Genomic DNA, 10,357 nt, shown 5'->3' with positions numbered 1-10,357 from the left:
ATCCGATTGCTGGAAACTGCCGACTGGAAGGTGACGCTCGCCGCGCTGGCCACCGGCCTCGGACTCGCCGGGGCGCTGGTGGCGGTGCAGCCCTTCCTGATGGACCTCGGCAACCTCAACCTGCTGCTGTTCTTCGTCCTTGGGGTGGGGATGCTCGTCTTCTCCGGCGTGCCCATCGCCTTCGCCTTCGGCCTCTCGACCTTCGCCTACGTCACGCTCACCACCGATGCCCCGTCCATGGTCGTGGTCGGGCGGATGGACGAGGGCATGAGCCATCTCATCCTGCTCGCCGTGCCGCTGTTCGTGTTCCTCGGTCTGCTGATCGAGATGACCGGCATGGCGAAAGCCATGGTCGGCTTCCTGGCGAGCCTGCTCGGGCACGTGCGCGGCGGCCTGCACTTCGTGCTGGTGGGGGCGATGTACCTCGTCTCGGGCATCTCCGGCTCGAAGGCCGCCGACATGGCCGCCGTCGCCCCGGTGCTGTTCCCGGAGATGAAGGCGCGCGGCGCCAAGGAGGGCGACCTCGTCGCCCTGCTCGCCGCGACCGGCGCGCAGACCGAGACGATCCCGCCCTCCATCGTGCTGATCACCATCGGCTCGGTGACGGGGGTGTCGATCACCGCCCTGCTCACCGGTGGGTTGATGCCCGGCGTGGTGCTGGCGGTGACGCTGTGCGCGCTGGTCTGGTGGCGCTACCGGGGCGAGGATTTGAGCCACGTCGCCCGGCCCTCCGGGTCGATGATCGGCCGCGCTTTCCTCGTCGCCCTGCCGGCGCTCGCCCTGCCCTTCGTGATCCGCTTCGCGGTGGTCGAGGGCATCGCCACCGCCACCGAAGTCTCGACCATCGGCATCGTCTACGCGGCGCTGGCGGGGCTGCTGATCTACCGGCAGTTCTCGTGGCGCCGGCTGTATCCGATGCTGGTGACGACGGCGGCCCTGTCGGGGGCGATCCTGCTGATCATTGGCGCGGCCACCGGCATGGCCTGGGCGCTGACGCAATCGGGTTTCTCGCAGACGCTGGCGGTGGCGATGAAGAGCCTGCCGGGCGGGCCGCTCGGCTTCCTGCTGGTCTCGGCGGCGGCGTTCATCGTGCTGGGCTCGGTGCTGGAAGGCATCCCGGCGGTGGTGCTGTTCGGGCCGCTGCTGTTCCCCATCGGCCGGTCGGTGGGGGTGCACGAGGTGCATTACGCGATGGTGGTGATCCTCGCGATGGGCGTTGGGCTGTTCGCCCCGCCCTTCGGGGTCGGCTACTACGCCGCCTGCGCGATCAGCCGGATCCACCCCGACGCGGGGATGCGGCCCATCGTCGGCTACATCCTGGCGCTGCTGGCGGGCCTGCTCGCCGTGATCCTCGTGCCATGGTTCTCCATCGGGTTCCTGTGAGGGCCCCTCAGGGAGCCTCCAACGCGCTGATCTCGATCACGAACTTGCGCCGCATGGCGCGCGAAAAATCCCCGTAGCCCGCCGCCGCCAGGAGGAACGAGGTCGGGCCGCCGACGACGTGCGCGCGGTACCACTGCTCAAGGCTCGTCCGGTCCTGCGGCAGCGGGGTCGGGCGCAGGCCGTAGCCGGGAGCCCGGTAGGCGCCCGCGCCGACCACGTCGTTCTCCCCCGGCACGAGGATCGGCAGCCCGTTGATCGTCGCGCCGAGCGCCAGGACGTCCCTGCGCTCGGCCTCCATCGCGTCGGGGTCGGTGCAATTGTCGATCCCGTCCCCGGACACGTCCACGACGATCCGGTCGGCCGGCATCGGCATGGCCGGGATGACGCTGGCTGCCACGGTGCGGAACATCTGCCCGATGCAGGTGAACTCCCCCGCCTGACGGGGTGTCGCGCGCACCGCGGCCGCGGCGGCGGCGGCGTCCGCCTTGTTCGTGATGCGCCGCCACGGCACCGGCATCCCCGCCCGGTCGGCCCAAGTCACCATGGCGAACAGGATGCCGCCGGCATTGCCGGTGATCGCCGCCAGCACGCCCGGATCCTCCAGCGCCTCGGCGATGCCCTCCATCTGAAGCTTGAACCGGGCGTCGTCCACCGATTGCGACACGTCCACGGAGACGATGAGCGCGGTGGCGACGGACTCGGCCGCCCGCGCCGGAGCGGACCCGGCGAGGAGGGCGGCGAGGGCCGCGCAGGCGATCCGCCGGCTCATGCCTTCTCCGTGACGCGCACGGCGCAGCCGGGATGGCCCGCGACGAGGGCGCGCCCGCGCTCCCGGCCGAGCACCATGCAGGCGGTGGATAGCCCGTCCGCCAAGAGCCCGGTCGGCGCCGTCACCGTCACCGAAGCGAGTCCGCGCGGCGAGAAGCCGGTGGCGGGATCGAAGATGTGGTGATCGCGAAAATCGGCCGAGAAGGCCATGTTGTAATCGCCCGAGGTTGCCGCGAACCCGGTGAAAGGTGCGATCACCGCCGCGACCTCGCCCTTCCGGCGTGGGTCCGCGAGGCCGAGGCGCCAGGGCGAGCCGTCCGCGTGGGTGCCGGCGGCGCCGAACTCGCCCGTATCGACGAAGGCATCCGCGACGCCCCGCGCGCGCAGCGCGTCCATCACGACATCGGCCGCGTAGCCCTGCACCACGGCGTTGAGCGTCACTTCGGTCCCCGGTTCCAGCACGACCGCCTCCGGCGACAGGTTCACCCGCCGCCAGCCGACTCGCGCGAGGCAGTGCCGCACGGCCTGCAGATCGGGCCGCCCTCCCCCCTCGGCCGCCCGCGACCAGAGCGGCCAGAGCGGCTGCACGGTGGGGTCGAAGGCGCCGCCGGTCGTCTCGGCGAGCGTCAGGGCGAAGGCGAGCATCGTCGCGAGATGCTTCGGCGGCGCGTCGAGCCGGCCCTCGCGGTTGAGGCGGGACAGGGCGCTGTCCGGCCGGAACAGGCTCGCCTCGTGCTCCACCGCGCGCATCGCGGCGACGCCCTCGGTGAGTGCCGCCTCCAGGACGTCGGGATCGGGGCCGGCGGCGGTGAGGGAGATGGTGGTGCCGAAGGCGAGCCCGGCGCGGCTGCGCGCGACGAGCCCCCGCGCGGCGGCACGGGCGCGGAACCCGGCGATTCCGGCGACGGCGAGGCCGCAGGCGCCGAGCACGGCCCGGCGACGGGTCAGGCGGGCGCTCATCGAACCGCCACTACCGGGCGCGGGACGATCCGCTTGGCGTGGCGGCGGGCCACCACCTGTGGCACGCACTGCCCGGGATCGTGGATAATCGTCACGCAATCCATGCACTGGAAGCACTCGTGATAGTCGATCCGGCCGTCCTGGGCGATGGCGCCGTAGCGGCAGCGGACCTTGCAGAGCTGGCAGGGTGTGCCGCACTCCGCCCGGCGGGGAATCCAGTCCAGGATCCGCAGGCGCCCCGCCACCGCGAGCGCCGCGCCGAGCGGACAGAGGTAACGGCAGAAGCCCTTGTAGACGAAGAGGTTGAGGGCCAGCAGCCCGACCGCGTAGGCGACGAAGGGCCAGCTTCGCAGGAAGGACAGGGTGATCGCCGTCTTGAACGGCTCGACCTCGGCCATGGCGTCGGCGGCGGGGGAGTTCAGGGCGGTCGCGGCCAGGAGACCAGCGAGCACGACGTATTTCACTTTGCGCAACGCCCTGTCGAGGCGCGGCGGCACGGTGAGTTGGCGAAGCCTCAAGGGCCGCGCCAGCCACGCGACGAGTTCCTGCATCGCCCCGAACGGGCAGAGCCAGCCGCAGAAGGTGCCCCGCCCCCACAGGACAAGGCTCACCAGCACGAAGGCCCAGAGCACCAGCGAGGGCGGATCGTAGAGCAGGAAGGCGAAATCGTGGGTGCGGAGCGCGGCCCGCACCAGCCCCATCAGGGTGACGATGGAGAGCTGCGCCTGCGCCGTGTAGCCCACGAAGCCCACCGTGACGGCAAGGAACGCGAGGCGGAAGGCCGGGAAGCGCCTCGCATCGGCCACGAGCCCCTTCTGCCGTGCCAGGACCGGCACGAGGAGCGCCAGCATCGCGCCGAGGCCGACCAGCGTGGGCACCCGGGCGCGCCAGGATTCCGTCCAGTCGGGTCCCTCCTGCGCGGCGACGCGCAGGAACAGGTCGGCGGGCAGCTTCGTCTCCACGCTGAAATCGCGGGCGATCTTTTCGGAGAGGATCTGGCCGCGCTCGCGGACGATCTTCTCAGTGACGGTGAAGGGCGCGGACGGGTCGAACCCGGCGGCGGCATCGATCCGCAGGATCGTCCAGTCGCCGGCCGGCAGGCCCCGGTTGAGGCCGGCGCCCCGCCGCTCCACCGCCATGTCGCGGGCGTTGACCACGAGGCCCCCCTGCGAGACCGTCAGCCGCTCCGGCACCGCGCCGAGCACGAAGGTCTCGCCCAGTGGGTTCTCGGCGGCGTCGGCGGGGCCGGCGTTCAGCACCATCACCGCGTGGTTGCCGGGGCCGAGTTCGCGCATCAGCGCCTCGAACCGGGCGGGCCCGAGGAGGTTGCGGCCGATCGTCGGCACGTCGAGAAGCGCCACGGTCAGGTCGCTGACCACGTCCTCCGGCGCGCCCTCCCCCGCCTCCTCGACGCCCGTCCCCCGGAAGGCCTTCGTCACCTGCGCCCGCGTGAGCGTCAGCCGCGTCACGAGGCCCCGCGCCTGGAGTGCGTCGAGGGTCAGGGGCTCGAACAGATTGGGCTTGGCCTCGACGCTCAGGCCGACATTGGCCGCGCCGAAGCCGAGCTTGCCCCGCGCCACCGCCAGCGCCGAGGCGAGGATCGATTGGTTGATCGTCCGCGTGGAGGCCGTCGCCATGGCGATGCCGTCCACCGTGCTCTGCGGCGAAGCGCCGGAGCCCCGGGCGTTGGGCCGCCCGACGCGGATCGGCTGGCGGGCGGACAGGCAGACATATTGCTCGACGAAGGCGAAGAGCGGCTCCGAGCCGAGCCCTTCGAGGAAGACCGGCTCCTTGTGCGAGAGCACCGTCACGTCGCGAAAGGTGCCGTCCGGGGCGAGGGCGATCAGCAGGTCCGGGGGCGTGCCGCCGAAGCCGGGGATCGGCGCGAAATCGACGGATTCGAAGGCGTAGGCGAAGACCTCGTAGGAGCCGGCCTGCTGCTTGAGGATCGGCCAGACCGGGAGCGTGTCGTCCTTCTCGCCGACCACCAGTGGCGGCGGGAAATGGCGGGCGATCCCCGCCCGGTCGAGTTCGCCGGCCGAGGCGCTGCCGCAGAGCCGCGCGACGACGAGGATCGCCACGAGCATGGCCATCCATCCGGTGCGCCGAACGCCGGACACTCGCATCCGCTGCCGTCTCCGGGACGGCGCCGCGCCGCCCCCCGCGTTTTCTCGATCGTTGCCGCCACGATAGGGCGCGCGCGCCTCGCCCCGATATTGGACCAAAGGCCAGGGCCGGCTCCTCGGTCTCGGACCTCGCTACGAGCGCGTGACTTGCGCTTCACGGGCGATCAAACAATCGAAGGTTGTTTTGGCGCGGTTATTCCAACTATTGATCTGTATATTCATGTTTTAATTTTGCAACAACTGGACTTTTCACGCATTTCTGCCGGGATTTTAGTTTTAGAATCGGATGTCGGTGCGCTTAGCTCTTTGGCGTCGGATGCATGCCGGACGTTCGGAGTCCCGAACACGGTGGCAGCCCGGCGACGGCATTCGCATGGCGCCGCTCGTGAAGGGGCACAGGCGTCGATGCCTTTGGCAGCCATGGTCGTGACCGAATGGGTTCTTCGCATTCCGGGACCAACAGCGGAATTCGAAGATTTCAGCGGCCGAAAGATTGGAGAAAGTGATGAGTCATCTGAAGACTTGGCTGCTCGGCTCGGCCGCAGCCTTGGCCTCGGTCGGCGCCGCCCAGGCCGCCGACCTGCCGGTGAAGAAGGCGACGCCGATCGAGTTCGTGCGCGTCTGCTCGGCCTACGGCGCCGGCTTCTTCTACATTCCCGGCACCGACACCTGCCTGCGCCTCTCGGGCCGCGCCCGCTTCGAGTACGGCTTCCAGGCCCCCCTCGGCCGGAACCAGGGCAACGGCGATTACAGCGGCTATCGCGGCCTCGCCCGCATCAACCTCGATGCCCGCACCCAGACCGGCTACGGCACGCTCCGTGCCTTCCTACGCCTCGAGGCCGCCAGCCGCACCGGCATCCCGACCGTGCATTCCGGCACGCAGATCCGCGGCGCCAACGCGTTCCCCGGCACCGGCATCGACCAGTACGGCCGCGTCGAGCAGTACTTCAACACCGACAAGGCCTTCGTGCAATTCGCCGGGCTGACCGCCGGTCGCGCGTCCTCGTTCTTTGACTTCTACGCCCACGACTTCGAATTCGTCGGCGCGACGTCGGGCTCGGACGTTCCGTCCACCAACCTGCTCGCCTACACCGCCGCCCTGGGCAACGGTTTCTCCGCCACGCTCTCGGTCGAAGACCCCAGCTTCCGCCGCACCCCGATCTACTCGCCGACGGCGGCTGCCGGCGCGCCCGTGGGCAACACCTCGACGCAGATCTTCGGCCAGGCCAACTCGCTGATCCCGGTCGTCCTCGGCGTCGACGCCACCGGCCGTCCGGTGGGCTACGGCTTCACCGATGGCATCCAGCGCAACCGCATGCCCGACTTCGTCGGCGTGCTGCGCTTCGACCAGTCCTGGGGTTCGGCCCAGGTGTCCGGTGCCGTCCACGAATTGAACACCGGCAACGTCATCCCGCAGGGCGGCTTCCTCGGCTTCGACAGCGACGGCGCCCCCCTCAACGCGACGACCGCCAGCGCCCAGCGCACCAAGAGCGAGTATGGCTGGGCCGTGCAGGGTGGCCTGAAGGTCAACGCCCCGTTCATCGCGCCGGGCGATGCCTTCTACCTCCAGGGCGCCTATGCGGAAGGTGCTCAGTCCTACACCGGCAACTCGGCCTATCCGGGTGGCTATGCGAGCAACGCGACGTCGATCCAGGGCGCGTCCTTCAACCAGTACTTCGCCGACGCGACGATCAACCCGTTCACCAACCAGCTGCAGCTGTCGAAGAGCTTCTCGGTGGTCGGTTCGTTCCTGCACTATTGGACGCCGGAATGGCGTTCGGCGGTGTTCGCCTCCTATGGTGAGAACACCTTCGCCGCCAGTGCCCGCGCCGCCCAGGGCGCGTATTACGGCTTCGTCCCCGCGGCCGGCGGCACCAATGCCGGCAGCACGGTCCTCTCCGCCGCCGGCGTCGGCGTTCCGGGCACGCGGTATTACTCCCTCAACGGCGTCCTGCGGGACACCTACTCGGTCTATGCCGGCGCGAACCTGATCTGGTCGCCGGTCAAGGATCTCGATATCGGTGTCGAGGGTCTGTACGCCCAGTACGGCGTGAAGAGCGGCCGGGTGCTCGACACCCAGAAGTTCAGCTACAGCGCGGCCTACGTGAACAACCCTGCGAACGCCGTGAAGACGGTCTCCAGCACGGACGTGTTCCAGGCGCGCTTCCGCGTGCAGCGCGACTTCTGATCGCGAACGGCCGCGCCCTCCGGCCCATCCGCCGGAGGGCGCGGCGCAGTCAGCCTTCCTTGCTGAGAGACCGACTCGGACATTTCCCCTGATCCCAGGATCACGGGAAATGTCCCTTTTGCGTTCCGGGGGGGTCAGGCGGCGGGGAAGCCGTTCTGGCTCTTGTCGAAGTCGAGATAGGCGGTCTCGATCACGATCTGCGTCCGGCTGATCACTTCGAGCTTGCGCAGGATCTCGGAGACGTGCGCCTTCACGGTGGAATCGCCGACCTGCAATTCATGGGCGATCTGCTTGTTCAGCTTGCCCTGGCGGATCATCATCAGCACCCGCATCTGCTGCGGCGTCAGCCGGGCGATGCGCTCGGCGAGGGGCGACTTGCGGTTCGCCGCCGGCTCCGGCGCCCCGGCGAGGTCGGGGGGCGTGAACAGCGCGCCGTTCATCACCTCGGAGATGGCCCGCGTCAGGGTCGCCTTGTCGACCGCCTTGGGCACGAAGCCGGAGGCCCCGCGCTGCAGCGCCTCGCGCATGATGCGCGGGTCCTCGATGCCGGAGACGATCAGCACCGGCACGCGCGGGAAGCGGGCGCGGATCGTGACGAGGCCGTCGAAGCCGGAGACGCCCTGCATCGAGAGGTCGAGGAGGATCAGGTCGATGCCGGTCTCGCGGCCCAGCACCTCGCAGGCGCCGCGGATCCCGTCGGCCTCGTGCAGGGCGGCATCGGGAAAGGCGAGGGTGATGGCGCTGGCCAGCGCCTCGCGGAAGAGCGGATGGTCATCGACGATCAGCAACTGCATCCCGGCCACCCCACTCTGCGCCCCCTCGCCCTGGAAGGCGAGAACCATAGCGCCGGTCGCGGCGCGGACAGAAGCGGCAGGCGTATCGGCTTCCGGCGAGGGCGTCAGCATGGGTCTCGTCGCGATCATGCCGGGGGTGGGGGTCGTCGAATCTCGTCCCCGGCCGGCGTGGGAGCCGGCCGGGGCACTGAGTCGGGCGGGACCGGGGAGCGGTCCCGCCGCTGGCGTCGTCTTACCGCGACGCGACCTTCTTCGGCAGCTTGAACGCCCAGAAGCTGCCGCCCTGGTTGATGCCGGCCGTGGTCTTGGCGACTTCGCCGCCCCAGAGCGGCACCGCGCCGCCCCAGCCAGCGGTGACGCCGACCCACTGCTCGCCATCCTGCTCCCAGGTGATCGGGGAGGACACGACGCCCGTGCCGACCTGGAACTTCCACAGCTCCTCGCCGGTCTTGGCGTCGAAAGCCTTCAGGAAGCCCTCGGGGGTGCCGGTGAAGACCAGCCCGCCGCCCGTGGTGAGAATGCCGGCCCAGAGCGGGGCCTTGTTCTTGTATTCCCACGCGACCTTGCCGGTGGCCGGGTCGATGGCCTTGAGGGAGCCGATATGGTCCTCGAAGGTCGGCTTGATGGTGAAGCCGGCGCCGAGATAGGCCGCGCCCTTCTTGTAGTTCACCGGCTCGTTCCAGATGTCCATGCCCCACTCGTTGGAGGGGATGTAGAACAGCTTGGTGTCGGGGCTGTAGCCGATCGGGTTCCAGTTCTTGCCGCCGAGGAAGCCCGGCACGGCGAAGACGGACTTGCCCTTCTTCTCGTCGCCGGTCGCCTGGCTCGGGTCGCCCGGCCGGTTCTCCGGGTTGTAGATCGGGCGGCCGTCCTTATCGATGCCGCTCGCCCAGTTGATCTTGTTCACGAAGGGCGTGGCCGAGATGAACTTCCCGTTGGTCCGGTCGAGGACGTAGAAGAACCCGTTCCGGTCGGCGGTGGCGCCGGCCTTGATGGTCTTGCCGTCCTTCTGCATGTCGAACGGCACGAACTCGTTCACGCCGTCGAAGTCCCAGCCGTCATGCGGCGTGGTCTGGAAGCCCCACACGATCTCGCCGTTGTCGGGGTTGATGGCGAGGCGCGAGGCCGACCACTTGTTGTCGCCCGGCCGCAGCCAGGAGTTCCACGGGCCCGGGTTGCCGGTGCCGACATAGATCATGTTCAGGTCGGGATCGTAGGTGCCGCCGAGCCAGGTGGCGCCGCCGCCGAACTTCCACATGTCGCCGGGCCAGGTCTCGTTGGTCTTGCCCGTCATGGTGGAGGGCTTGCCGTTCAGCTCGCCCATATGGCCCTCGATGACGGGGCGCTTCCACACGATCTCGCCGGTCTCGGCATCGCGGGCCTCGATGCGGCCGACCACGCCGAACTCGCCGCCCGACACGCCCGTGATGATCTTGCCCTTCACGATCATCGGCGCGGCGGTGTAGCTGTAGCCGGACTTGAAGTCGTCGATGTCCTTGCGCCACGCGACCTTGCCGGTCTTGGCGTTCAGCGCCACCAGCTTGGCGTCGAGGGTGCCGAAATAGATGTTGTCCTTGTAGAGGGCGGCGCCGCGGTTCACCACGTCACAGCAGGGCAGGATGCCTTCCGGCAGGCGGGCATTGTATTCCCACTTCTTCTCGCCGGTGCGCGAGTCGACCGCGTAGAGGCGCGAATAGGAGCCGGTCACGTAGAGCGTGCCGTCCTTCACCAGCGCCTGGCTCTCCTGGCCGCGCTGCTTCTCGCCGCCGAAGGAGAAGGACCACGCCGGAACGAGGGTCTTCACGGTCTCCTTGTCGATGGCCTTGAGCGGGCTGTAGCGCTGGCCCTTCGGCCCGAGCCCGTAGGTGACGACGTCGCCGGGGGTCTTGGCGTCGTTGATGATATCCTGCTCGGTCACTCCGCCGCCCAAGGCCGCGGCCGGCTCCGGCTCCTTGGCCGAGGGCGACAGGCTCGCCGCGCCGGCGGCGAGGGCGGCGAGCCCCACGGCCGCGAGAAACTGCGTGCGCATTCTCATGACATCTCCTCCGGTGAATCCCGATGGCCGGTGGGGTTCGGACCCCTTTTGACGGGCGGCCTTTCGCGACGATCAGAGTAAGATGAGTCCTGGCGTCGGGTTA

Annotated in this window: 7 protein-coding genes; 2 read left to right on the top strand and 5 right to left on the bottom strand. The window is 69.5% G+C overall.

Features of this window, described 5'->3' with window-relative positions; genetic code table 11:
* On the top strand, window positions 1-1,383 hold a 1,383-nt coding region (locus MKK52_RS04750; protein ID WP_243952667.1), incomplete at its 5' end, for a TRAP transporter large permease.
* Between the two features lie 7 nt (window positions 1,384-1,390).
* On the opposite strand, the gene MKK52_RS04745 is transcribed toward MKK52_RS04750, so the two are convergent.
* From MKK52_RS04745 to MKK52_RS04735, 3 genes are read right to left on the bottom strand one after another with little or no spacing between them, the layout of a single operon-like run.
* Window positions 1,391-2,152 (bottom strand): DUF1194 domain-containing protein, encoded by a 762-nt coding sequence (locus MKK52_RS04745; RefSeq protein WP_243952665.1) that lies wholly within the window; start codon window positions 2,150-2,152, stop codon window positions 1,391-1,393.
* Window positions 2,149-3,111 carry an FAD:protein FMN transferase gene (locus tag MKK52_RS04740; RefSeq protein WP_243952663.1) on the bottom strand — a complete coding sequence of 321 codons (963 nt, stop codon included), beginning with the start codon at window positions 3,109-3,111 and terminating at the stop codon, window positions 2,149-2,151. Before MKK52_RS04740 ends, MKK52_RS04745 begins: the two co-directional genes overlap by 4 nt.
* On the bottom strand, window positions 3,108-5,198 hold the full coding sequence (locus tag MKK52_RS04735) for a 4Fe-4S binding protein (protein WP_409564621.1): 2,091 nt from the start codon (window positions 5,196-5,198) through the stop codon (window positions 3,108-3,110). The genes MKK52_RS04740 and MKK52_RS04735 overlap by 4 nt, the downstream gene beginning before the upstream one ends.
* 544 nt (window positions 5,199-5,742) lie before the next feature.
* On the opposite strand from MKK52_RS04735, the gene MKK52_RS04730 reads away from it, so the two are divergent.
* Window positions 5,743-7,425, top strand: a complete 1,683-nt coding sequence (locus tag MKK52_RS04730) for a porin (RefSeq protein WP_243952661.1) — start codon at window positions 5,743-5,745, stop codon at window positions 7,423-7,425.
* 134 nt (window positions 7,426-7,559) lie between these two features.
* Here MKK52_RS04730 and MKK52_RS04725 read toward each other — a convergent pair whose 3' ends face one another.
* Window positions 7,560-8,219 carry a response regulator gene (locus MKK52_RS04725; RefSeq protein ID WP_243952672.1) on the bottom strand — a complete coding sequence of 220 codons (660 nt, stop codon included), beginning with the start codon at window positions 8,217-8,219 and terminating at the stop codon, window positions 7,560-7,562.
* A 232-nt stretch (window positions 8,220-8,451) separates the two neighbouring features.
* A complete protein-coding gene (locus MKK52_RS04720) occupies window positions 8,452-10,254 on the bottom strand; it encodes a PQQ-dependent methanol/ethanol family dehydrogenase (protein WP_243952660.1) in 1,803 nt (600 codons plus the stop codon).
* Between the last annotated feature and the right edge of the window lie 103 nt (window positions 10,255-10,357).

The sequence above is a fragment of the Methylobacterium sp. J-067 genome (assembly GCF_022829465.1).
GTDB lineage: Bacteria > Pseudomonadota > Alphaproteobacteria > Rhizobiales > Beijerinckiaceae > Methylobacterium > Methylobacterium litchii.
Note: the sequence above shows the minus strand (reverse complement) of the source record. Positions and strands in the feature narration are given on the sequence as shown.

Excerpts from the sequence above, each read along its gene's own strand:
- MKK52_RS04735 (WP_409564621.1), bottom strand. The coding sequence starts at position 5,198 with ATGCTCGTGGCGATCCTCGTCGTCGCGCGGCTCTGCGGCAGCGCCTCG.
- MKK52_RS04745 (WP_243952665.1), bottom strand. The coding sequence starts at position 2,152 with ATGAGCCGGCGGATCGCCTGCGCGGCCCTCGCCGCCCTCCTCGCCGGG.
- MKK52_RS04730 (WP_243952661.1), top strand. The coding sequence starts at position 5,743 with ATGAGTCATCTGAAGACTTGGCTGCTCGGCTCGGCCGCAGCCTTGGCC.
- MKK52_RS04720 (WP_243952660.1), bottom strand. The coding sequence starts at position 10,254 with ATGAGAATGCGCACGCAGTTTCTCGCGGCCGTGGGGCTCGCCGCCCTC.
- MKK52_RS04740 (WP_243952663.1), bottom strand. The coding sequence starts at position 3,111 with ATGAGCGCCCGCCTGACCCGTCGCCGGGCCGTGCTCGGCGCCTGCGGC.
- MKK52_RS04725 (WP_243952672.1), bottom strand. The coding sequence starts at position 8,219 with ATGCAGTTGCTGATCGTCGATGACCATCCGCTCTTCCGCGAGGCGCTG.